Origin of the sequence: Nocardia sp. NBC_01327 (genome assembly GCF_035958815.1) — a bacterium.
GTDB lineage: Bacteria > Actinomycetota > Actinomycetes > Mycobacteriales > Mycobacteriaceae > Nocardia.
In genome coordinates, this window is sequence record NZ_CP108383.1 from 3,856,844 (window position 1) to 3,878,089 (window position 21,246).

Genomic DNA, 21,246 nt, shown 5'->3' on the forward strand with positions numbered 1-21,246 from the left:
GCGACACACCGACAGGGCGGCTCCTGGCTCGGATAGGCAACTGTCTGAGCCACAATATTGGCCATCTGGGGACGTCGTTCCCCCGCAGTCGGTGGTTTGGAATAACCTGAGACAAAGGGTTGTGCGGTAGCGGGGACGCGCTACTGTCGCAGGCCGATACGAGAAACCCGTTGAGGGAGAGGGAACAACTGTGCGCACGACTGGCAGCCGCCTATTCACCAGTGAGTCCGTGACGGAAGGTCACCCGGACAAAATCTGTGATGCCATCAGCGATTCCATCCTCGACGCGTTGCTCGCGGCCGATCCGCGCAGCCGCGTGGCGGTGGAGACTTTGGTGACCACCGGTCAGGTGCACGTGGCCGGTGAGGTCAGCACCACCGCCTATGTGGACATCCCGACCATCGTTCGCGAAAAGATCCTGGAGATCGGATACGACTCCTCCGCAAAGGGTTTCGACGGCTCCTCCTGTGGCGTGAACGTCGCCATCGGCGCGCAGTCGCCGGATATCGCGCAGGGCGTGGACACCTCGCACGAGGCCCGCGTCGGCGGCGAGGACGATGCCATCGCACGCCAGGGTGCGGGCGATCAGGGTCTGATGTTCGGCTACGCCACCATCGAGACCCCGGAGCTCATGCCGCTGCCGATCTCGCTGGCGCACAAGCTTTCGCGTCGCCTGACCGAGGTCCGCAAGTCCGGCGTGCTGCCGTACCTGCGTCCGGACGGCAAGACCCAGGTCACCATCGAGTACGAGGGTGATATCCCCAAGCGGCTGGACACGGTCGTCATCTCGACCCAGCACGCCGCCGATATCGATCTCGACAATCTGCTCACCCCGGATATCCGCGAGAAGGTCGTCGACTCGGTGCTCGCCGAGCTCAAGCTGCCGAATCCGTTGGACACCTCCAATATTCGCCTGCTGGTCAACCCCACCGGCAAGTTCGTGCTCGGTGGTCCCATGGGTGACGCCGGCCTGACCGGTCGCAAGATCATCGTCGACACCTACGGCGGCATGGCCCGCCACGGCGGCGGCGCCTTCTCGGGCAAGGATCCGTCGAAGGTCGACCGCTCGGCCGCCTACGCCATGCGCTGGGTTGCCAAGAATGTCGTCGCCGCCGGTCTGTCCGAGCGGGTCGAGGTTCAGGTCGCCTACGCCATCGGCAAGGCTGCCCCCGTGGGCCTGTTCGTCGAGACCTTCGGCACCGAGCAGATCGCCCCGGAAAAGATCTCCGCCGCTATCGCCGAGGTCTTCGACCTGCGTCCGGGCGCCATCATTCGCGATCTGGACCTGCTGCGCCCGATCTACGCGCCCACCGCCGCGTACGGCCACTTCGGCCGCACCGACGTGGACCTGCCCTGGGAGCGCACCGACCGCGCGGAGAAGTTGCGCGCCGCCGCCGGGCTGTAATTGACACACACCGGACCAGCGGCGGGACGCCCCATCGCGCGGGTGCTCCCGCTGCTGGAACCGGCCCATCTCGACAGGGATTTCGACTACCTCGTTCCCCCCGAGCTGGATGAGATCGCCCAACCGGGCGTTCGCGTTCGAGTGCGATTCTCCGGCCGTCTCATCGACGGCTATATCCTCGAACGCCTCGAAAAGTCCGACCACACAGGCAGACTCGTGCGCCTGGACCGCGTCGTATCCAGCGAGCGCGTCCTCACCCCCGAAATCCTCCGCCTGGTCACCGCGGTCGCCGCTCGCTACGCGGGCACCCGCGCCGATGTCCTGCGCCTGGCGATCCCGCCGCGCCACGCGAAGATCGAGGCCGAGGGCGAGAACGGCTCCAAGAAGGCCACCAAAGCCGCCAAGGCGCGCAAGACCGCCGGAAAACGCGCATCGGATGCGGCGCCGGAGTCGGCGAACAATGAACCCGTCATGCTCGATGAGCCTGACCCGGAGGACGTTTCGCCGACGTTGGATGCGTCACATGCGCGGATTACGGACATTGCTGTCTCGGACGGACCGGCCGTCGGTGCGCCGCACCATTCGTACGGGCCGCGCGGTCGAGCCGAGCTGATCGCCGCTCCGTCGACAGGCGAGGGCTTCGGCGCAGCCCCCGCACAGGTTGCGGACTCCGATGACATCGCGGTGGCGTCCGCAGCGGCCGATGGGCACCCACTCTCCGAGACCGGAATCCACACCGGCACACGGGAGCCCGGCGCAGCCAGGAACGAGTTCAGCGACGCCGATGCCGCTGCCGACGATTTCGATGCGGGCCAGATCGGCCCAGGCGATCTCGATGCTGTCGAGGGTGCGGTCGGCGCAGAGGATATCGGTGCGACCGCAGGTGATTTCGGTGCGGTCGGGCGCGAGTTCGGCGTCGGCGACAAGGGGCTGGACGCGGGCGAGTCCGGCTCAGGTGACGGCGCTGGGGGCGAAAGTACCGGATCGGCGGGCAGGGCCGCCGAGAGCGACCCGGCACCGGATGAGGGTGCCGCGAAGTCGGTTACGGCGCAGGTGATCCCGGTGGACTACCCGGCGTGGTCCAGGTACGAACACGGTCGATCGTTTCTGGGTGCGCTGGCCGCCGGGCAGGGGCCGCGTGCGGCGTGGCAGGCATTGCCGGGGGAGGACTGGCCGCGCCGGCTTGCCGAGCTCGCGGCAGTGGTCGTGAAGAGTGGTCGCAGTGCTGTGCTGATGGTTCCCGATCAGCGGGATTTGGATCGGGTGCTGACCGAATGCACTGCGCTGGTGGGCGATTCGGCTGTCGGCTTGGCTGCGGGGCTGGGTCCTTCGGCGCGGTACCGGCGCTGGTTGGCGGCATTGCGGGGAACCGCGAGCATTGTGGTCGGTACTCGGGCCGCGGTCTTCACTCCCATGCAGGATCTCGGTCTCATCGCGATCTGGGATGACGGTGACGGCACCTACGCCGAACCTCGGTCGCCGTATCCGCATGCGCGGGAGGTGGCGATGCTGCGCGCGCACGAGACCGGCGCCGCCTTCGTCGCCGGTGGTTTCGCGCGCACCGCCGAGGTCCAGGCCATTGTCGAATCCGGTTGGGCCCATGACCTTCTCGCCGATCGCGGTGTCCTGCGCCAGGTGATGCCGCACATCAGTGCCCCGGGCGACAGCGATGCCGCACTGGAGCGCGATCCCATCGCGCGAGCCATTCGTATTCCCGGCGTCGCCTTCCTCGCCGCCCGCAAGGCACTGGCGGCGGGCCAGCCCGTGCTGGTCCAGGTACCCAGGCGCGGCTACATTCCCGCCCTGGCCTGCGCGAAATGCCGTACCCCCGCCCGCTGCCGGCACTGCAACGGCCCATTGGCCTTGCCGGACACGACATCATCCGACGCCTCGCGCGCCAACGCCGCCGAGGGAAGCGCCCAGGCGGCTCGTCAGCCCTTCGTGGATCGCGGTGTGGCGATGGGCGTGAGTGTGCCGCGTGGCGGTGCGGAGATGGCGCACAGTCCGGCGTGCCGGTGGTGCGGCATTACCGAGGCGGCATTCCGCTGTGGCGCTTGTGGTTCGCGCGCGCTGCGGGCGGTGGTGATCGGCGCGGTGCGAACGGCCGAGGAATTGGGGCGCGCGTTCCCCGGTGTGCCGGTGCGTGGTTCCGGTGGTGCGGCGGTACTGGATTCGGTGCCGGAGGGTCCGCAGGTGGTGGTGTCCACGATCGGGGCCGAGCCCGTGGTGCCCGGTGGATACGCGGTGGCGCTGCTGCTGGACGGCTGGGCTCTGCTGGGCCGGGCTGATCTGCGTGCAGCGGAGGATGCGTTGCGGCGGTGGATGTCCGCGGCGGCGCTGGTGCGGACCGGTGGTCAGGTGCTCGTGATGGCCGATCCCGCGATTTCGACGGTGCAGGCGCTGTTGCGGTGGGATCCGGTGGGGCATGCGCAATTCGAATTGGATGAGCGCACGCAGGTGCGGTTCCCACCGTCGGTGCGGCTGGCCGCGGTGGACGGCACCACCGATTCGATCGCCGAATTACTCACGGAGGCAAAGCTTCCCGATATGGTCGAGGTGCTCGGCCCGGTGCCGCTGCCGCCCGGTGCGCGTAAACCCTTCTCCTCGGGCGACAATCCCCCGGAAGTGGAGCGCATGATCCTGCGCGTCGATCGCGCGGCGGGCGCGGCGCTCGCGCGGGCACTGAGCGCGGCGCTCGCTGTGCGCAGTACCCACAAGTCGGATGCGCCGCTGCGCGTCCAGATCGACCCCGTCGATATCGGCTGATCGACCCCGTCGATATCGGCCGAGTGCGGCGGGTCCATTGTGATTCTTCACGACACTGTGAATTCCGCTGTGCCGCAGCAAAAGTCCTGTCGATAGTCGTATCAGTCGCCCGTGATCTCCTGGCGCGGCAGGGCGGCCAGGGTGCTCAGGGCATTGAGGAATCCCTGCCGGTCGGCCGCGGGCAGTCTGTCCAGCAACCGATTCTCCCGAGCCTGGATATCGGCCTGCGTCGCGTCCCGCAACCGCCGCCCCGCCGGAGTCAGGGTGAGCACCCGGGCTCGGCGGTCGGCGGGGTCCGGATCGCGTTCGATCAGGCCACGCTCCTGCAGATCGTCCAGCACCGCGATGATGCGGGTCTTGTCCGCGCCGATCTCCTGTGCGAGGACACCCTGTCCGCGTGCGGGCCCCTCGTGCAGGTGCAGCAGCACGACATACGCCCACATGCTCAGACCGTGCGCATCGAGGACCGGCTGCTCGGCCGCCATCAGTGCACGGGCGAGCGGCGCGAGCATCGCTGCCAGATCCGGGCGGTGTGTCGTCATGCGGACAAGATTATGCGGCCCTCCGGTGTGGTTGCTCGATGGTGTCGCCCGCGCGGGTGAGAACTTCGTCCGGATCGAAGTGCTCCGCCCGCCACGAGTCGACGCCGATGCCGACCCGCCCGCGCCAGGCTCGCACGATCTCGGTGTGCACGGGCCAGCGCACGAAGCGCCGCATATCCTGCTCCGACTCCCAGACCGAGATGGATCCACCGCGTCGCTCGGCGGGCCTGCCCCACAGCCAGAGTCCGACCGCGCCCTGCATGACCGGCCAGGTGCGGCCCAGTTCGAAGCCGGTTTCGTAGATCGTGCGGGCCTCCTCGTCCGATTCCGCCAGGAAGTCCGTCACGCTGACGAACACCTCCCCGGAAATGTCGTGGTGCGGGCCGGGATTCCACGGCATCAGGACGGTGCCTTCGGAGAAGGGTGCTGATTTAATACGCATGAACAGACGATAAGCGTAAGCGTACTAAATCTGCAATGGCCGATTTCCTCTTCAGCGGAAGGCGCCGATGACGTACCTCGCCCAGTCGGCGTAGCTGGTCGCCGGCCGGCCGAGCACGCGTTCGACATCAGGGCTCACCGTCTGCTCCTCCGGAGTCGGTTCGCCGAGGATCAGAAGTGTGTGATCCACAACGGATTCCGGCATGAACCGGAGCATGTTGGACCGGGCCTGGTCCGATGTCAGTTCGACAAATCGCAGCGGCTCGCCGAAGGCCGCCGCCACCGCCTCGGCCTGTTCGCGCGGCGTGATGACCGCCGGGCCGGTCAGTGTGTACACCTGCCCGTTGTGCCCGTCCTCCCTGAGTGCGGCCGCCACCACTGCGGCGATATCGAACGGCGCCACCACCGGCAGTCCGATATCGCCGAACGGCGCCGGGATCATCCGGCCGGTGCGCACCGGTTCGATCCAGGCGAAGGTATTGCTGGCGAACCCGCCGGGGCGCACCGCTGTCCACTTCAGATCCGAAGCCGCCAGGGCCTTTTCGAACGCGATCGTCCTGGCGTACGCCGGACTTTCGGGCCGCGTCACCGCGCCCTGCGACGACAGGAACACCACCCGCCGAATGCCCTGTGCGGCAACGGTGTCGAGCAGTTCCTCCGGATCCGGCCCGGTCACCAGCTGCTCGCCGGTAATGAGCAGGAACAGCGTATCCGCCCCGGTCACCGCCGTCGCGAGGCTATCGAGATCGCCCAAATCGCCGCGGCGATGCTCGACACCCTCCGGTAGATCCACCGGCTTCTCGCCCCGCGATACGGCGATGACCTTCTCGCCCGCTTCGGTGAGCAGTCGCACCACAACACTGCCGACATTGCCCGTTGCGCCGGTTACCACGATCATGTGTCTCACTCCTGAGTTAGTTGGCTGACTAAGAAGAACCGTAGACCATCTCTCGGCAGGTTGTCTATAGTTAGTTGTATGACTAACTCAGTGGCTCGCGGAGCGGGGAAGCGGGAGCGCCTGGCCGATGCGGCCGCCAAGGTATTCCACGAGCAGGGCGTGGAGAAAACGACCATCGCCGATATCGCGCGGGTCGCGGAGGTTCCCGTGGGGAACGTCTACTACTACTTCAAGACCAAGGATCAGCTGGTCCAGGCGGCGATCGGCGCGCATGCGCGCAGCCTGCACGAGATCCTCCCGGCGCTGGAGCAGCTGGAGGCCCCGGCCGAGCGTCTCGAGGCGCTGGTGCAGGGCTGGGTGGGGCAGCGTGATCTCGCCGCCCGATTCGGCTGTCCCTCCGGCACTCTCGCGACCGAGCTGGACAAGCGCGCCGACGGGCTCGACCGGGAAATGGCGGCGGTGATGGGGGAGCTGCTGACCTGGATCGAGCGGCAGTTCGCGGCCATGGGGCGCGCGGACGCCCGGGAGCTCGCGGTCGCCCTGCTGGCCTCGTATCAGGGAATCTCGCTGCTCACCAATACTTTCCGTGATCCGGACATGATGGCGGCGGAGGGTGCGCGACTACAGCGATGGATCGGCTCGCTGGCGTGAGCGCCGCTCAGCGATGTGCCGGCTGCGCCGCGCGCACACTCCAGCGGCCGTCCTCGCGCACGATTCGCACCGGGTGATCGAAAGCGGCACTGATGTATTCGGTGGTCACCACGTCATCGACGGTGCCGCTCACCAGCGCTTGCCCGTCGCGCAGCAGCATGGCGTGGGTGGTGCCCGGCGGCAGCTCCTCGAGGTGGTGCGTCACCAGCACCGAGGCCAGCTCCGGATGCGCGCGCTGCAGGATGTCGAGCCGTTCCAGAAGTTGTTCGCGCCCAGCGAGATCCAGGCCGGTCGCCGGTTCGTCGAGCAGCAGCAGGCGCGGATTGGGCATGAGCGCCCGGGCGATGAGCGCGCGCCCGCGCTGCCCCTGCGACAGGATCGGCCAGGGTGCGTCGTGGCGGTGCGAGAGCCCGAGCAGCTCGATCAGGCGCTCGGCCTCGGCGAACTGCTCGGCGGACGGCTGCCAGCGCGGCACCAGCTCGGCGGTATTGGTGATCCCGGTGAGCACGACCTCGTGCACCGTGAGCGGGCTGCGCGGCGCATGACGCGGGTCGACATGCCCGATGGCGGTGCGCAATTCGCGCATATCGACGCGACCGAGTCGTTTGCCGAGCACCTCGACCGTGCCCCGGGTGGGATGTTCGAAGGCCCCGAGCATGCGCAGCAGAGTCGTCTTGCCCGCACCGTTCGGCCCCAGCAGCGCCCAGTGCTCACCCGACCGTACCGTGAGTGAAACCGCTTGCAGGAGAGCGTTTCCGTCCCGCACGACATCGACCGCATCGACCTGGAGCACCGGGAAGTCGTTCATACGCCCACGATAGCAACTCCTCAGACAAGTTGAGGAGTGGTTTTGAGCACAGAAATAGCTGAAAATCTGCTGTGTAGTCTGGCGATATGGCGATCGAGGCGGTTCTCTTCGACTTCTCCGGCACGGTTTTCCGATTGGAGGACTCGGAACTCTGGGCGATAGATCTGACCGACGCGGACGGCAGGCCGCTCGATGCGCACGAGGTCGCCGCGATCATGCGCGCCATGACCGCGCCCGTGGAGCAGTTCGTCGATTTCGACGAGGCGGGTCAATACGCCTGGGACCGAAGGGATCTCGACCCCGCTCTGCATCGCATCGCCTATCTGCAGGTGCTCGAGCGCTCGGGCGTGCCCGAGGTGCCGGCGAAACAGCTCTACGAGCGCATGCTCGACTGGCAGGCGTGGTCGCCCTATCCCGATGCCGGCGAGGTTTTCCAGGCGCTGCAGGAACGTGGTGTGCCGGTGGCCGTGGTCAGCAATATCGCCTGGGACATCCGCCCGGCGTTCACCAGCCGCGGCTGGGATCGATATATCGGCGATTTCGCCCTCTCCTTCGAAATCGGCGCCATGAAGCCCGATCCGCGCATCTTCGAATCCGCGCTCGCGGCGCTCGGCGTGGCGGCCGAGAACGCTCTGATGATCGGCGACAGTGTCGAGGCGGACGGCGGCGCCACGGCTCTCGGCTGTGAGTTCGCCCTGGTCGAGCCGATTTCCACCGCGGATCGCCGGACCGCCCTGCGGGACATTCTCCTCGAGCGTGGACTGATCTCCGTACCTTCCTAAAGATCCCGACTGGCAAGTTTGTGTCCCAAGACACACTTGCTCTCGATAGTTTGTCGATATATCGTCGATAACGTCAAGTACAACGACGAACCTTTAGGAGCACACCATGGAAAACATGGAGAACTTTGACAACAGGGGCCGCGGGCCCTGGCGGCGACTGCGCTCGGAAGAGCAGCAGGGCCCCGAACATCCGCGGATGCGACGTGGTGGCGGCGGCCCGTTCGGTGAACGTGGTCCCCGCGGCGAGCACGGCCCGCACCGGCACGGCCACGGTCGTGGCTTCGGCCCGGACTTCGGTCCCGGCGGCTTCGGCCCGGGCGGCTTCAGCGCCGGACCCCTCGGCCGTGGACGTGGTCGCGGTGGACGCGGACGTCGTGGCGATGTGCGCGCGGCCATCCTCCTGCTACTGGAGGACCGGCCCATGCACGGCTACGAGCTGATCCAGCAGATCCGCGAGCGCAGCCAGGACGTCTGGCGTCCCAGCCCGGGTTCCATCTACCCCGCGCTGGCACAGCTCGAGGACGAGGGTCTGGTCATTATCGAGAAGGTGGCCGGTCGTAAGACCGCCAAGCTCACCGAGGCCGGCACCGCCTACCTCGAGGAGAATCGCGCCGATCTGGGCGATCCCTGGCAGGACGTCAAGGACGGCGTCGGCGATCAGGCACTCGATCTGCGTGGTCTGATCGGTCAGCTGATGGGTGCGGTCGCACAGGTCGCTTCGGTCGGCACACCCGATCAGGCAGCCAAGGCGGCCGAGATTCTCACCGAGGCCCGCCGGTCGCTCTACCGGATCCTCGCCGAAGACGACACACCCGAAAAGTAGTGGGTGCGCAACACCGCGACTTGGTGTGCGTTGTGACTCTTCACAAGAGATCATTCCTCTATGGGAATTCGGTCGAGTCGGATGCGAAAGCCGCTGTTGCGCAGCGTCGCACCGGTCGGGGTCATGATGCTGGGGATTATCGCGGGTGTCGGCGCGACACCGTGGGAAACCGGGGTGGCCGCGGCCGCGCCCGCGCTACGGCCGATCGAGGTGCCCAGCCAAGCCGGGCCGCCGCAGACCGAACATCTGGCAGCGGCCCGGTATCTCAAAGAACATCCGGACGCGGCGCCGGCGGGGTCGAATGACTTCGGCTGCAAGCCGAATGCCGACCACCCGCGTCCGATCGTGCTCGCGCACGGCACCGACTCCTCGGCCTATTCCGACTGGTCGGCGCTGAGTCCCGTGCTCGCACAGGCCGGTTTCTGCGTTTTCGCGCTGAACTACGGCGGCAAGGTCGGCGGTGACAGCTTCGGCACCGAGGACGTCTGGGAAAGTTCCGCGCAGATCGGCGATTTCGTCGATCAGGTGCTCGCCGCCACCGGAGCCGCACAGGTCGATATGGTCGGATTCTCGCAGGGCGCCAGCGTCACTCGCTACTACATCAACAAACTGGGTGGTGCGCCCAAGGTCGGCCAGTGGGTCGGCATGGCCTCGCCCAGTTACGGCGGCATCATGTACGGGCTCGTGCCGGTGGCCGATAGAGCCCCGGTGCTCTACGAGGTCGTGCAGCAGGCCACCTCGCTCGCCGCGATCCAGCAGGCGGCCGGCTCGCCCTTCATCAAGGATCTCAATGCGGGCGGTGACACCGTCCCCGGTGTGCGATACACGACAATCGGCAGCCGCGTGGACGAGATGATCCAGCCGTTCGCCAATATCGCGCTACACGGGGAGGGCGCCACCAATCTGGTGCTGCAGGATATGTGCTCGACCGATCTGACCGGGCACTTCCACATGGTCTACGACCCGTATGTGCAGCAGATGGTGCTCAATGTCCTCGATCCCGCGCATGCCGTGCAGCCCACCTGCACCGCCGTCGCGCTGGGCACCGGCATCAGCGATGTGGTGCTGGCCGCACATTCGTAAGCCGCCTCAGCCCGGTGCGTGGCGTGGCGGCTTCGTCTTATCCGTAAAATGAGACGACCGCATTCATTCGCACCGGGAGTTGCCCGTGACCATCCAGCCTGTCCGCCTGTTCGGCGATCCGATCCTGCGCGCTCGCGCGGCGGAGGTCGAGACGTTCGATCCCCAGGTGCGCCAGCTGGTGACCGACCTCGTCGACACCATGTACGAAAGCGGGGGCGTCGGCATGGCGGCCCCGCAGATCGGGGTCGGGTTACGTGTGTTCGTCTACGACACCGGGGATGCCCAGGGACATTTGATCAACCCGGTGTTCGAGGTGGTCGGTGAGCAGACGCAGACCGGGCCCGAAGGCTGCCTGTCCATCCCCGGCGTGCGGGAGGACGTCGTGCGCGCGCATACGCTGATCGCGCGCGGTGTCGATATGGACGGAACCCCGGTCGAATTCCGCGCCGAGGGCCTGCTGGCCCGGTGCGTGCAGCATGAGACCGACCACTTGGACGGTGTGCTGTTCCTGCAGCGGCTGGCGCCCGAGGTTCGCAAGGAAGCGATGCGCACACTGCGTGAATCGTCCTGGTTCTCCCGGGGGATCACCGTGCTGCCCGCATCGGAAATCGGTGGGGGCCGTCGCGCCCGGGAACGGAGCAATTGATGCGCCTGGTTTTTGCCGGCACCCCCGAACCGGCGGTGCCGTCGCTGCGCCGGCTCATCGAATCCGCGAACCACGAGGTGGTGGCCGTGGTGACCCGTCCCGATGCGGTCGCCGGGCGTGGCCGCAAGGTCACCCGCTCACCCATCGGGCTGCTCGCGGACGAGCACGGCATTCCGGTGTTCACCCCGAAGCGGCCGTCGGAGCCCGAATTCATCGAGCAGCTGACCGAATTGGCGCCGGACTGCTGTCCGGTGGTCGCCTACGGCGCGCTGCTGCCCGAGCGGGTGCTCGAGATTCCGCGGCACGGCTGGATCAATCTGCACTTCTCGCTGCTGCCCGCCTGGCGCGGCGCGGCGCCGGTGCAGGCGGCCGTTCTCGCCGGTGACGAGATCACCGGCGCCTCCACCTTCCTCATCGAGAAGGGCCTCGACACCGGTCCGGTCTTCGGCACCGTGACCGAGGTCGTGCGCGCCACCGATACCTCCGGCATCCTGCTCGAGCGCCTTGCCGAAAGCGGTGCGCACCTGCTGGAATCCACCCTCGACGGGGTGGAAGCCGGTGCCCTGCACGCGGTTCCGCAACCACTGGAGGGCATTTCGTACGCCTCCAAGGTGGAGGCGGAAGCGGGTCACATCCGCTGGGATGAGCCCGCCCTGGCCATCTCTCGCCGAATCCGCGCGGTCACCCCGAATCCGGGCGCGTGGACGGAGGTCGACGGTAAACGTCTCAAGCTCGGCCCGATCGAGATGGTGGAGGAGACCCTCCCCGAACGCGAGATCGAGGTCCGCAAGTCGGGCGTCTTCATCGGCACCGCCACCACAGCCGTCCGCCTCATCGAGGTGCAACCCCAAGGAAAACGCATGATGCCAGCCCTAGACTGGGCCCGCGGCGCCCGCCTCCAGCCCGGCGCGGTGGTCGAATGACCCGCCCCGATCGGGGAGAGGGCACCGGCGACGACCGCCGAGACAAGCCCGCCACCGGGCAGTCCCGCGGCCCGCGCAAAGACACCGCGCGCACCGCGAACGACCGCTCCCGCACCAACACCGGAGCCCGTCCCGCCACCGGCGACCGCCGCCGCGGCGACGCTGACTCCGGCCGCCCGCGTAAGAGCGCGGACAGCGGCGACTCGCGCACCAGTGCCGGGCGCCCCGCCACCGGCGACCGCCGCGACGCCAAGCCCGCCGCCAAGCCCGCCGCCAAACTGCCGCGCCGCGACTGGCGCCCGAAGCCGGACACCGCCCGCGCGGCAAACACGGACTCCCGCAAGACCACCGGCGAGCGTGGCCGCAGCGACTCCGAATCGCGCCCGGCCCACACCGGCAGTAGCGGTGCGTCCACTGCCGCGGGCCGCAGTGCCGCCGCGCGCGGACCTCGGACCAGCGCCGTTCGCGGGGCCGCCGACGACAGTCGTGGTGACCGCGAACACTCTGCGACGCAGGGTGATCAGCACCGCCGGACTGAGCCGACGGGTTCCGCTGCGCCACGCGCCGATCGGAGCACTTCCGCTGCCGGTCAGCGATCCTCTGATCGGGACCATTCCGGGCTTGCTCACAATGACTCCGCTCGCAGCGGCGAGGCACGCGCCGTAGGCAAGGGTGGCCCACGGTCCGCGGCGGGTGGCCAGCGCAAATCAGCTGCGGCGCAAGGGAATCAGCAGCAGTTCGACGCTGCCCGTGGCGCTGGAACTCAGAGTGCGGGTGGTGCCGGCGCGCAGTCGAGTGGGAGTGATCGCCGGGGCGGTGAGCGGGAATCGGCTGGGGCGCAGGCGGATCAGCGTCGGAGCTCCGGTGTGGTCAGTCGCGGCAAGGACACTCGGGGGCGGGTTGCGGCCAAGGGTGACTCGAAGCGGACCACTGCTGCCGGTAAGCACGGGGATCGCGGGGATCGGGGTGCGGAGGCCGCGCAGGGGTTGGATCCGGTGCGTGTTGTCGCGCGGGATGTATTGCGGGCGGTGCGGGAGCGGGACGCCTATGCGAATCTTGTGCTGCCGGGGCTGCTTCGGGAGCGGAAGATCAGTGGGCGGGATGCGGCGCTGGCCACGGAGTTGACCTATGGGTCGGCGCGGTCGCTGGGGTTGCTCGATGCGGTGATCGCGGCGGGGGCGGGGCGGCCGGTCGATGAGATCGACGGGCCGCTGCTGGATGCCCTGCGGTTGGGCGCGTATCAATTGCTGCGGACTCGCATCGGGGCGCATGCCGCGGTGGATACCTCGGTGGCGCTGGTGCGGGCCGAATTCGGTATCGGGCGAGCCGGTTTCGTGAATGCGGTGCTGCGGCGGGTGGCGGAGCGGTCGGCCGAGCAGTGGGTCGAGGCGCTGGCGCCGAAGGATCCGCTGGGGCAGATGGCCTTCGAGTTCGCGCATCCGGTGTGGATCGCGCAGGCGTTCGCGGATGCGCTGGGCGAGCGGGCCGGTGAGCTGCGTGAGGTGCTCGCGGCCGATGATGCCCGTCCGATCGTGCATCTGGTGGCGCGTCCCGGCGAAATGAGCGCCGAGGAGCTGGCCCTGGTGACCGGCGGCGAGGAAGGGCGCTGGTCGCCGTACGCCGTGTATCTGGACAGTGGTGATCCGGGCAAACTGGAACCGGTCCGCGACGGCCTGGCCGGTGTGCAGGACGAGGGCAGTCAGCTTGTCGCCCTGGCCCTTACGCGTGCACCCCTCGAGGGCCCGGACGGCGGCCGCTGGCTGGACCTGTGCGCCGGACCGGGTGGCAAGGCCGCGCTGCTGGGTGCGATCGCCGATATCGACGGCTTCCGCATCGATGCGGTGGAGCCCGCCGAACATCGCGCCGAACTGGTCCGCCAGTCGACCCGCGGCATGCCGGTCGATATTCACATCGCCGACGGTCGCGACAGCGGTCTGGCTCCGGGGTACGACCGCGTTCTGGTCGATGCCCCCTGCACGGGCCTGGGCGCGCTGCGCCGTCGCCCGGAGGCGCGCTGGCGTCGTCAGCCGTCCGATGTGGGCGACCTGGTGAAGTTGCAGCGTGAATTGCTCTCCGCCGCATGGGATTTGGTGCGCCCCGGTGGCGTGGTCGTGTACTCGACCTGCTCCCCGCATCTGGCGGAGACGGTATCGGTGGTGTCCGATATGGTCCGCCGCACCGGCGCGGAGCAGCTCGATTCCCGCGAACTGCTGCCCGGCGTCCCCGATCTCGGTGACGGTCCCGCCGCACAGCTGTGGCCGCACCGGCACGGCACCGACGCCATGTTCGTCGCCGCCCTGCGCAAGCCACTCGCGTAACGCGGTATAGGCCCTCGCGTAAAGCGGCACAGGACCGAATGAGGTCCGCACCCGATCGGTGCGGACCTCACCTGTCAGGGCGTCGGCCGCCAGGACACCCACACGCCCGCGCGCGGCGCCTGGCGGCAGTGGATGGCCATCCACTGCGGTCGCGCGCCGGCGTCCGATCCGCGATCGGTGCGGCCGAGCATGCAGGTGCCGTCGGCATCGGGCACCAATTCGACTGTCTCACCGTTGATCTGGAGAAACCGCTGCGGTGATCCGCCACCGCGCACCACCACGGAGCTGATGGACAGGTCGGCAATGTGGAAACAGCACCACCACTGCGCGTCGGCTCGAATCCGCTGCACCGTGCGCGATACCGAGACCGACTGCCGCAGCTGCGCCAGCGCCCGGAATTTGTCGGCGGGCGTGAAATCGCCGGCGTCCTCGGAACCCGGGCAGAGCACCGCGGACGTGTCGTCCGGATACCGATAGCCGGGATCCACCTCACCGCGCCAGCGCATTTCGGCCATCCGCGTGGTGATCGGCAGTCCGTGCCACTCCTCATCGCACCAGGGATGCGGGCAGCGCGGAAAATCCGGATCGCCGTAGTCGTAACCGGTGTGCGGTTCCCCGTCGGCCAGCTGCTCACTCACGAGCTGGTCGATCTGGTTCACAATGTGCTGATCGCGGTGCTGCGTCATGTGTCCCGCCCGATTGCGGTACGTGCCGAGAGACGTTGATCGTCGCACCGGTGCGAGTGCCTGGCAAGCCCATAACGGGCGGGGCCGCCGAACTATTCGCGTGTCGTCTGCTCCCGCAGGCGGGCAAGGGTTTTCGCCAGAATCCGGGAGACGTGCATCTGTGAGATCCCCATCTGCTGGGCGATCTGCGTCTGCGTCATGGATTCGAAGAACCGCATGGTGAGAATGCGCCGCTCCCGCTCGGGCAGTCCGGCCAGCAGCGGCCGGATCGCCACGTACTCCTCGACCCGATCGAACTGCGATTCCTCCTCGCCGAGGGTGTCCAGCAGCGAGGCCTCGGTATCGCGGCCGACGGACACCGCGTCGATCGAGGCGGGCTGGTAGGCGTTCCCGGCGATGACGGCCTGGGTCACCTCGTCCGCGTCGATGCCCAGCTGGGCGGCGATCTCCTTGGCGGTGGGGGAGCGGCCCAGCTGCTGCGAGAGCGCGTCGATGGCCGAGCCGATGCGTAGATGAGTCTCCTTGACCCGCCGCGGAACTCGCATGGCCCAGGTGTTGTCGCGGAAGTACCGGCGGACCTCGCCCATGATGGTCGGCACCGCGAAGGACAGGAAGTTGGAGCCCCGGCTGACATCGAACCGATCCACCGCGTGCACCAGGCCCACGCGCGCCACCTGGGTGAGATCGTCGAACGGCTCGCCGCGTCCGGAGAATTTGCGAGCGATGTGGTCCGCCAGCGGGATACAGCGGTTGATCAGCTCACCGCGCAGCGCGGTGCGCCGCGGAGATGTCGGATCGGTGCCCGCCAGCTGCTCGAACAGGGCCGACACATCGTCGTATCCGGAGCCGCTGCGCGCGACCTCCTCGGCGAGTTCCTCGGCTTCCTCGGCATCGACGGTCTCGTCGGCGGCGTCCTCGGATTCGGCGGCTGCCTCGTTCTCGGGGGCCGTGCCGTTCTCGGGTGTCTCGGCGGCAGTGCTGTTTTCGGGCGAGCCGGGCTGCGTTTCTTCGGGGGATACGAACACGATGTCCTCGTCGGCCACTACGCCTTCCCCCGGACCCGCCGGAACTCAACCGTCGTCGGGTATCCGGAGATTGCGGAGTCGAACTCACCCTGTGCGGCGGTGACCTCATCGGAGAGGGTGCGCAGCACATGCCAGCCGAAGCTGCGCTGATCCGGCAGCCCCTCGGCCTTGGCCACACCGCTGACCCGTACCACCAAATCCGTATCGCCCACAGTGAACACACACTGCAGCGTCGTACCGGGTACGGCCAGCGCGATGACGGTGGAGGCCGCCTCGTCGACGGCGAGGCGGATATCGGCGACTTCGTCGAGGGTGAATTCGCTGAGCAACACCAGGGTTTCGGCGAGTCCGCGCACGATGGGCAACTGGGAGACGGAGGCGGCAACACCGATCTCGACCGGTGTGGCCCGCAGCCCTTGCTCCGCCGAAATGTTGATCACCTGCACTAGGCTACCCATTCCTTCGCGCGGCAATCAGCGCATTCGCCGCGATCGCCGGCTCGTGCGTAGCTCGCGACCGTACCGAGACCGGGCATTGCCGCTCTCGTCCATCGGTGGCCTCGGTACCGAGACCGGGCATTGCCGCTCTCGTCCATCGGTGGCCTCGGTATCGTCGATCGAGCGGCGGCGGTCCCGTTAGACTGCCGCGTGTGTGCACTCCTTCCTCCCCCTTCGCGCGGCCCGCGCCCATGATCGCGCCGTCCATCCTGTCCGCCGATTTCGCGCGACTCGGTGACGAGGTGAAGGCCATCGAGGGCGCCGACTGGGTGCACGTGGATGTCATGGACAACCACTTCGTCCCGAACCTGACCCTGGGTCTGCCGGTGGTGGAAAGTCTGTTGCGGGTCACCGACATTCCGCTGGACTGCCACCTCATGATCGACAATCCCGAGCGCTGGGCGCCGGGCTATGCGGAGGCGGGCGCGTACAACGTCACCTTCCATGCCGAGGCCACCGACAATCCGATCGCCGTGGCGCGCGATATCCGCGCGGCGGGTGCGAAGGCAGGGCTGTCGGTCAAGCCCGGCACCCCGATCGAGCCGTACCTGGAGATCCTGCGCGAGTTCGACACCCTGCTGGTCATGAGTGTCGAGCCCGGCTTCGGCGGGCAGTCCTTCATTGCCGAGGTGCTCGACAAGGCGCGCACGGTGCGCCGCCTGGTCGATGCGGGTGAGCTGCGCCTGGTGGTGGAGATCGACGGCGGCATCAATATGAACACCATCGAGCAGGCCGCCGAGGCCGGTATCGATTGCTTTGTCGCCGGTTCCGCCGTGTACGGCACCGCCGACCCCGCTGCCACCGTGGAAGCCCTGCGGCAGCGGGTCATCGCGGTGGAAGCCTCAGCGGCGAAGTAGCGCCTCGACCACCGATTCCATCGGCGGCACCGAGCTGACCGTCTCCGGCGGCTGAATCCAGGTGCGGTATCCCGTCCGTTCGTCATCGGCGGACGGGAGCACGACCTGGGCGCCCGCGCAGGCGACGGTGGCGTAGGCCCGGAACAGCGCGGCGGCGACCGAGGCGCCGAGGGTGTCCGGCCGGACCGGACCGGTGATGAAGGTCCAGCGCCGTGCGCGCGGGTGGTGGACGACCGGCCCGGCCAGATCGGCCTGCGCGAGTCGCTTTTGCACTCTTTCGCCTAGATCGGCGGGCATTGTGATGGCTCCGTAACGGCTGCCTATCTCGAGTAATATGTGTCGTGACGTCGGATCGATCGATGCCGGCAGATGAAATTCGCGCCGGTACTGTACGCAGCGAACTTCGAGCGTGGTATCGAGAAGCGTGGTCACGCTGCACTCCCAATTGTGTTGTAGTCCACCTGGATCCGACCCGCGAGGGACGGACTGCTCGCGGAGAAGTTGAACGGTAGGAATCAGCTGCATAACAATATTGCGTCCATTTCCGCCGATGCGCAAGATTCTGGTGTGAGCGAGTCGTGAATTGGGTAGGGCGGATTGATTGCGCCCCGGTGGACAATTCGCAGAACTGGGAAATTCCGAATTTTCAATTGGATATCCTGCCCAATTCGGCGAATTCGCCCACTCCAGGTCGGCTTCTACCCTCCCGCGGCGTCCAGCGGTACCGAACCCACCAGTGAAGTAGGCCGCATGTCGTCTACGACCCGGCGTCGTTAGGCTGGTGGTGGACCCGCGCCCATCGGGAATACCGCCGGTGGTCCGGGCTGTTGGCGCAAGCGGAGGGCCCGGTACGTGGCCCTAGGTGACAGGGAGAGGCAGGGCATGTTCACAGGCATCGTCGAGGAGCTGGGCGAGATCGTCGCCACAGAGCAACTGGCCGATGCGGCCCGCCTCACCATTCGCGGCCCGCTGGTGACCTCCGATGCCGGACACGGTGATTCGATCGCGGTCAACGGCGTCTGCCTGACCGTGGTGGACCAGCAGGTCGCCGGCGACGTCTTCACCGTGGATGTCATGGCCGAGACGCTCGACCGCTCCAGCATCGGCGGCCTCGCGGTCGGTTCCAGGGTGAATCTGGAACGCGCCGCCGCCGTCAGCAGCCGCCTCGGCGGTCATATCGTGCAGGGCCATGTGGACGGCACCGGCACCGTGCTCTCGCGCACCCCCTCGGAGAACTGGGAGGTGGTGCGAATCTCGCTGCCCGACAGCATCGCCCGCTACGTCGTCGAGAAGGGCTCCATCACCGTCGACGGCATTTCGCTGACCGTCTCCGGTCTCGGCCTCGCCGCTGAGGCGGCGGCCGACGGCAGCAAGGACTGGTTCGAGGTATCGCTGATCCCCACCACGCGTGCGCTCACCACGCTCGGGTCCGCGCCCGCCGGTACGACCGTGAACCTGGAGGTGGATGTGATCGCCAAGTACGTCGAGCGACTCGTCCAGCGCGGATGACTACAGCGCTGATGACCACAGTGACGCCGGAGGCGTCGCAAATTGGACGCTGGCTTACTGTAGGTAGGCACCTAATTCGAGATGGAGCACAACAGACGTGACCAGGTTCGACACCATCGAGCGCGCAGTCGCCGACATCGCAGCCGGTAAGGCCGTTGTCGTCGTCGACGACGAGAGCCGGGAGAACGAGGGCGACCTCATCTTCGCAGCGGAGAAGGCGACACCCGAGCTGGTGGCCTTCATGATCCGCTACACCTCCGGCTACATCTGTGTGCCGCTCACCGGCGAGGACTGCGACCGCCTGGGCCTGCCGCCGATGTACGCGGTCAATCAGGACAAGCACGGCACCGCCTACACCGTCTCCGTGGATGCCCGCGAGAACATCTCCACCGGTATCTCGGCCGCCGATCGCGCCACCACTATGCGGGTGCTCGCCGATCGCGCCTCCAAGTCCGATGATCTGACCCGTCCGGGGCATGTGGTCCCGTTGCGCGCCAAGGACGGTGGCGTGCTGCGCCGCGCCGGGCACACCGAGGCCGCCGTGGATCTGGCGCGCATGGCCGGGCTCAGCCCCGCCGGCGTCATCTGCGAGATCGTCAGCCAGAAGAACGAAGGCGATATGGCGCGCACCGAGGAGCTGCGCGTCTTCGCCGACGAACACGATCTGGCGCTCATCTGCATCGCCGACATGATCTCCTGGCGGCGTAAGAACGAAAAGCATGTCCGCCGCGTCGCCGAGGCCCGCATCCCCACCGAGTTCGGTGACTTCAAGGCCATCGGCTACGAGAGCGAATACGACGATTCCGAGCATGTCGCGCTGGTCCTGGGCGATATCGTCGGCGCCGACGGCAAGGGTGAGGACGTGCTGGTGCGCGTGCACTCCGAATGCCTGACCGGTGATGTGTTCGGCTCGCTGCGCTGCGATTGCGGTCCGCAGCTGAATGCCGCGCTGAAGCTGGTCTCCGATGAGGGCCGCGGCGTGGTGCTGTACATGCGCGGGCACGAGGGCCGCGGCATCGGCCTCATGCACAAGCTGCAGGCCTACCAGGTGCAGGACGAGCAGCAGCTCGACACCTACGACGCCAATATCGCCATCGGCCAGCCCGCCGATGCGCGCGACTACGGCACCGGCGCACAGATTCTGGTGGATCTGGGCATCACCTCCATGCGGCTGCTGACCAATAATCCGGATAAGCGCGCGGGCATCGAGGGCTACGGTCTGAGCATTACCGAGCGGGTGCAGATGCCGGTTCGCGCCAATTCGCACAACCTGCACTACCTGCGCACCAAGCGGGATCGTATGGGTCACGATCTGGTCGGCCTGGACGATCTGGATCTCGGCGAAACCGCGAACTGAACCGATGATCGAGAAGGGCGGAAACCGATGAGCGGCACGGGCGTACCCACGTTCGAGCTCGCCGATGCCAAGGACCTCAAACTTGGCATTGTCGCGTCGCGCTGGCACACCACCATCTGCGACGCCCTGGTGGCGAACGCGGAGAAGACGGCGCGTGAGGCCGGGGTCGGCGATATCACCGTGGTCCGCGTGGCGGGCGCCATGGAGCTGCCGGTGGTGGCGCAGGCGCTGGCCCGCACGCATGATGCGGTGGTCGCGCTGGGCGTCGTGATCCGTGGTGGCACACCGCATTTCGAGTACGTATGCGATTCGGTCACCGCCGGTCTCACCCGGGTGTCGCTGGATGAGGGCACCCCGGTCACCAATGGCGTGCTCACCGTCAATACCGAGCAGGAGGCCCTCGACCGCGCGGGTCTGCCCGGTTCGGTGGAGAACAAGGGGGAGCAGGCCTCGGCCGCTGCCCTGGATGCCGCGCTGACCCTGCGCGACCTGCGTCAGACCGTCTAGTCATGCCTGTCGTCCGGATCTGGAAACGGGATGGCGGGGCGGAGGAACCGCGCCGCACGCCCGATACGTCCGCGGCGTCCGCCCAATCGAAGGCCGGTGAATCCGAAGTGTCTGGCGCCGAAGTGTCCGGGGTGCAATCGAAGTCGACTCCCGAAGGCGAGGAGACCGACGGCCCCGCGCCATCCGGTGCGCAGTGGGATCTCGAGGTGCGGCCGCAGCACGCGATCATGACCTCCCGGATCATCGCGGCGGTGCTGTTTCTGGCGTTCGCCGTGGGCGGCATCTTCATGCGGACGGGTTCGACCGGTGTGAATTTCCGGCTGGCCGATCAGCTGGCGCTCATCCTGTTCGGCCTGCTGCTGGCGGGTTCGGTGCTGATGCTCACCCGGCCCCGGGTGCGCGTCGGCAAACAGGGTGTCGTCGTCCGGAACATCCTCGGCGACAATGAGTTCGGCTGGCAGGATATTCGCGGCATTTCATTCGCGGACAAGAAGTCCTGGGCGCGACTGGAATTGGTGCACGATGAATACGTGCCCATGATGGCCATCCGCACCAACGACAAGTTGCGTGCGGCCGCCGCCATGGATCGCTTTCGCGAGCTGGGCGCCAAATACACCGCGGGCAATCCCGCCTGAAGTACCGGCATCACACTGCCGCTGACAAACTCGCTGCCCATCACCTGAGAGGTGATGGGCAGCAGTGCTTTCCGGCTTCGGTGTGAA

At 67.6% G+C, this 21,246-nt stretch carries 22 protein-coding genes; 14 read left to right on the forward strand and 8 right to left on the reverse strand.

Features of this window, described 5'->3' with window-relative positions:
• Positions 1-190 precede the first annotated feature (190 nt).
• The gene (gene metK, locus OG326_RS17375) at positions 191-1,405 is read left to right on the forward strand and encodes a methionine adenosyltransferase (RefSeq protein ID WP_327145680.1); all 1,215 of its coding nucleotides are present in this window, start codon (positions 191-193) and stop codon (positions 1,403-1,405) included.
• Complete coding sequence (locus tag OG326_RS17380; protein ID WP_327145681.1) at positions 1,406-4,171, forward strand: primosomal protein N'; 2,766 nt, start codon at positions 1,406-1,408, stop codon at positions 4,169-4,171. It abuts the gene before it with no gap.
• 101 nt (positions 4,172-4,272) lie between these two features.
• On the opposite strand, the gene OG326_RS17385 is transcribed toward OG326_RS17380, so the two are convergent.
• Genes OG326_RS17385 through OG326_RS17395 form a run of 3 tightly spaced genes read right to left on the reverse strand, consistent with a single transcriptional unit; the run spans position 4,273 to position 6,052 of the window.
• Positions 4,273-4,713: a MarR family winged helix-turn-helix transcriptional regulator gene (locus OG326_RS17385; RefSeq protein ID WP_327145682.1), complete on the reverse strand. Its 441-nt coding sequence runs from the start codon at positions 4,711-4,713 to the stop codon at positions 4,273-4,275.
• A gap of 10 nt (positions 4,714-4,723) precedes the next feature.
• Entirely contained in the window at positions 4,724-5,155 is a 432-nt protein-coding gene (locus OG326_RS17390; RefSeq protein ID WP_327145683.1) for a hypothetical protein, read from the reverse strand.
• Positions 5,156-5,206: 51 nt separating this feature from the next.
• On the reverse strand, positions 5,207-6,052 hold the full coding sequence (locus OG326_RS17395) for an SDR family oxidoreductase (protein ID WP_327145684.1): 846 nt from the start codon (positions 6,050-6,052) through the stop codon (positions 5,207-5,209).
• Between the two features lie 78 nt (positions 6,053-6,130).
• Between OG326_RS17395 and OG326_RS17400 the strand changes: the two genes are divergently transcribed.
• On the forward strand, positions 6,131-6,703 hold the full coding sequence (locus tag OG326_RS17400) for a TetR/AcrR family transcriptional regulator (protein ID WP_327145685.1): 573 nt from the start codon (positions 6,131-6,133) through the stop codon (positions 6,701-6,703).
• A 7-nt stretch (positions 6,704-6,710) separates the two neighbouring features.
• Here OG326_RS17400 and OG326_RS17405 read toward each other — a convergent pair whose 3' ends face one another.
• Complete coding sequence (locus OG326_RS17405; protein WP_327145686.1) at positions 6,711-7,511, reverse strand: ABC transporter ATP-binding protein; 801 nt, start codon at positions 7,509-7,511, stop codon at positions 6,711-6,713.
• Positions 7,512-7,597: 86 nt separating this feature from the next.
• Between OG326_RS17405 and OG326_RS17410 the strand changes: the two genes are divergently transcribed.
• The 6 genes from OG326_RS17410 (at position 7,598) to OG326_RS17435 (ending at position 14,086) form a co-directional block, all read left to right on the forward strand.
• Positions 7,598-8,293 carry an HAD family hydrolase gene (locus tag OG326_RS17410; protein ID WP_327145687.1) on the forward strand — a complete coding sequence of 232 codons (696 nt, stop codon included), beginning with the start codon at positions 7,598-7,600 and terminating at the stop codon, positions 8,291-8,293.
• 115 nt (positions 8,294-8,408) lie between these two features.
• On the forward strand, positions 8,409-9,116 hold the full coding sequence (locus tag OG326_RS17415; RefSeq protein WP_327145688.1) for a PadR family transcriptional regulator: 708 nt from the start codon (positions 8,409-8,411) through the stop codon (positions 9,114-9,116).
• Positions 9,117-9,197: 81 nt separating this feature from the next.
• Positions 9,198-10,199: an esterase/lipase family protein gene (locus OG326_RS17420; RefSeq protein WP_442790969.1), complete on the forward strand. Its 1,002-nt coding sequence runs from the start codon at positions 9,198-9,200 to the stop codon at positions 10,197-10,199.
• A gap of 85 nt (positions 10,200-10,284) precedes the next feature.
• Positions 10,285-10,845, forward strand: a complete 561-nt coding sequence (gene def, locus OG326_RS17425) for a peptide deformylase (RefSeq protein ID WP_327145689.1) — start codon at positions 10,285-10,287, stop codon at positions 10,843-10,845.
• Positions 10,845-11,768 carry a methionyl-tRNA formyltransferase gene (gene fmt / locus OG326_RS17430; protein WP_327145690.1) on the forward strand — a complete coding sequence of 308 codons (924 nt, stop codon included), beginning with the start codon at positions 10,845-10,847 and terminating at the stop codon, positions 11,766-11,768. The genes def and fmt overlap by 1 nt, the downstream gene beginning before the upstream one ends.
• 866 nt (positions 11,769-12,634) lie before the next feature.
• On the forward strand, positions 12,635-14,086 hold the full coding sequence (locus OG326_RS17435; protein WP_442791036.1) for an RsmB/NOP family class I SAM-dependent RNA methyltransferase: 1,452 nt from the start codon (positions 12,635-12,637) through the stop codon (positions 14,084-14,086).
• A gap of 74 nt (positions 14,087-14,160) precedes the next feature.
• Here the strand turns inward: OG326_RS17435 and OG326_RS17440 are convergent, their stop codons facing one another.
• The 3 genes from OG326_RS17440 to OG326_RS17450 form a co-directional block, all read right to left on the reverse strand.
• Positions 14,161-14,772 (reverse strand): hypothetical protein, encoded by a 612-nt coding sequence (locus OG326_RS17440; protein ID WP_327145691.1) that lies wholly within the window; start codon positions 14,770-14,772, stop codon positions 14,161-14,163.
• Positions 14,773-14,864: 92 nt separating this feature from the next.
• On the reverse strand, positions 14,865-15,815 hold the full coding sequence (locus OG326_RS17445) for a SigB/SigF/SigG family RNA polymerase sigma factor (RefSeq protein WP_327145692.1): 951 nt from the start codon (positions 15,813-15,815) through the stop codon (positions 14,865-14,867).
• On the reverse strand, positions 15,815-16,237 hold the full coding sequence (locus OG326_RS17450) for an anti-sigma factor (RefSeq protein ID WP_327145693.1): 423 nt from the start codon (positions 16,235-16,237) through the stop codon (positions 15,815-15,817). The genes OG326_RS17445 and OG326_RS17450 overlap by 1 nt, the downstream gene beginning before the upstream one ends.
• Positions 16,238-16,485: 248 nt before the next feature.
• Here OG326_RS17450 and rpe point away from each other — a divergent pair, with 248 nt between their 5' ends.
• The gene (gene rpe / locus OG326_RS17455) at positions 16,486-17,151 is read left to right on the forward strand and encodes a ribulose-phosphate 3-epimerase (RefSeq protein ID WP_327146510.1); all 666 of its coding nucleotides are present in this window, start codon (positions 16,486-16,488) and stop codon (positions 17,149-17,151) included.
• On the opposite strand, the gene OG326_RS17460 is transcribed toward rpe, so the two are convergent.
• Positions 17,137-17,448, reverse strand: a complete 312-nt coding sequence (locus tag OG326_RS17460; protein ID WP_327145694.1) for a hypothetical protein — start codon at positions 17,446-17,448, stop codon at positions 17,137-17,139. The genes rpe and OG326_RS17460 overlap by 15 nt on opposite strands.
• Positions 17,449-18,033: 585 nt before the next feature.
• Between OG326_RS17460 and OG326_RS17465 the strand changes: the two genes are divergently transcribed.
• The 4 genes from OG326_RS17465 (at position 18,034) to OG326_RS17480 (ending at position 21,159) form a co-directional block, all read left to right on the forward strand.
• On the forward strand, positions 18,034-18,660 hold the full coding sequence (locus tag OG326_RS17465) for a riboflavin synthase (protein WP_327145695.1): 627 nt from the start codon (positions 18,034-18,036) through the stop codon (positions 18,658-18,660).
• A 97-nt stretch (positions 18,661-18,757) separates the two neighbouring features.
• Positions 18,758-20,017, forward strand: a complete 1,260-nt coding sequence (locus OG326_RS17470; RefSeq protein WP_327145696.1) for a bifunctional 3,4-dihydroxy-2-butanone-4-phosphate synthase/GTP cyclohydrolase II — start codon at positions 18,758-18,760, stop codon at positions 20,015-20,017.
• Positions 20,018-20,044: 27 nt separating this feature from the next.
• Positions 20,045-20,524 carry a 6,7-dimethyl-8-ribityllumazine synthase gene (gene ribH, locus OG326_RS17475; RefSeq protein ID WP_327145697.1) on the forward strand — a complete coding sequence of 160 codons (480 nt, stop codon included), beginning with the start codon at positions 20,045-20,047 and terminating at the stop codon, positions 20,522-20,524.
• A 2-nt stretch (positions 20,525-20,526) separates the two neighbouring features.
• Positions 20,527-21,159 carry a PH domain-containing protein gene (locus OG326_RS17480; protein WP_327145698.1) on the forward strand — a complete coding sequence of 211 codons (633 nt, stop codon included), beginning with the start codon at positions 20,527-20,529 and terminating at the stop codon, positions 21,157-21,159.
• The last annotated feature ends 87 nt before the right edge of the window (positions 21,160-21,246 follow it).

Excerpts from the sequence above, each read along its gene's own strand:
- OG326_RS17385 (WP_327145682.1), bottom strand. The coding sequence starts at position 4,713 with ATGACGACACACCGCCCGGATCTGGCAGCGATGCTCGCGCCGCTCGCC.
- OG326_RS17390 (WP_327145683.1), bottom strand. The coding sequence starts at position 5,155 with ATGCGTATTAAATCAGCACCCTTCTCCGAAGGCACCGTCCTGATGCCG.
- OG326_RS17395 (WP_327145684.1), bottom strand. The coding sequence starts at position 6,052 with ATGATCGTGGTAACCGGCGCAACGGGCAATGTCGGCAGTGTTGTGGTG.
- OG326_RS17400 (WP_327145685.1), top strand. The coding sequence starts at position 6,131 with ATGACTAACTCAGTGGCTCGCGGAGCGGGGAAGCGGGAGCGCCTGGCC.
- OG326_RS17405 (WP_327145686.1), bottom strand. The coding sequence starts at position 7,511 with ATGAACGACTTCCCGGTGCTCCAGGTCGATGCGGTCGATGTCGTGCGG.
- OG326_RS17410 (WP_327145687.1), top strand. The coding sequence starts at position 7,598 with ATGGCGATCGAGGCGGTTCTCTTCGACTTCTCCGGCACGGTTTTCCGA.
- OG326_RS17415 (WP_327145688.1), top strand. The coding sequence starts at position 8,409 with ATGGAGAACTTTGACAACAGGGGCCGCGGGCCCTGGCGGCGACTGCGC.
- OG326_RS17420 (WP_442790969.1), top strand. The coding sequence starts at position 9,198 with ATGCGAAAGCCGCTGTTGCGCAGCGTCGCACCGGTCGGGGTCATGATG.
- fmt (WP_327145690.1), top strand. The coding sequence starts at position 10,845 with ATGCGCCTGGTTTTTGCCGGCACCCCCGAACCGGCGGTGCCGTCGCTG.
- OG326_RS17440 (WP_327145691.1), bottom strand. The coding sequence starts at position 14,772 with ATGACGCAGCACCGCGATCAGCACATTGTGAACCAGATCGACCAGCTC.
- rpe (WP_327146510.1), top strand. The coding sequence starts at position 16,486 with ATGATCGCGCCGTCCATCCTGTCCGCCGATTTCGCGCGACTCGGTGAC.
- OG326_RS17460 (WP_327145694.1), bottom strand. The coding sequence starts at position 17,448 with ATGCCCGCCGATCTAGGCGAAAGAGTGCAAAAGCGACTCGCGCAGGCC.
- OG326_RS17465 (WP_327145695.1), top strand. The coding sequence starts at position 18,034 with ATGTTCACAGGCATCGTCGAGGAGCTGGGCGAGATCGTCGCCACAGAG.
- ribH (WP_327145697.1), top strand. The coding sequence starts at position 20,045 with ATGAGCGGCACGGGCGTACCCACGTTCGAGCTCGCCGATGCCAAGGAC.
- OG326_RS17480 (WP_327145698.1), top strand. The coding sequence starts at position 20,527 with ATGCCTGTCGTCCGGATCTGGAAACGGGATGGCGGGGCGGAGGAACCG.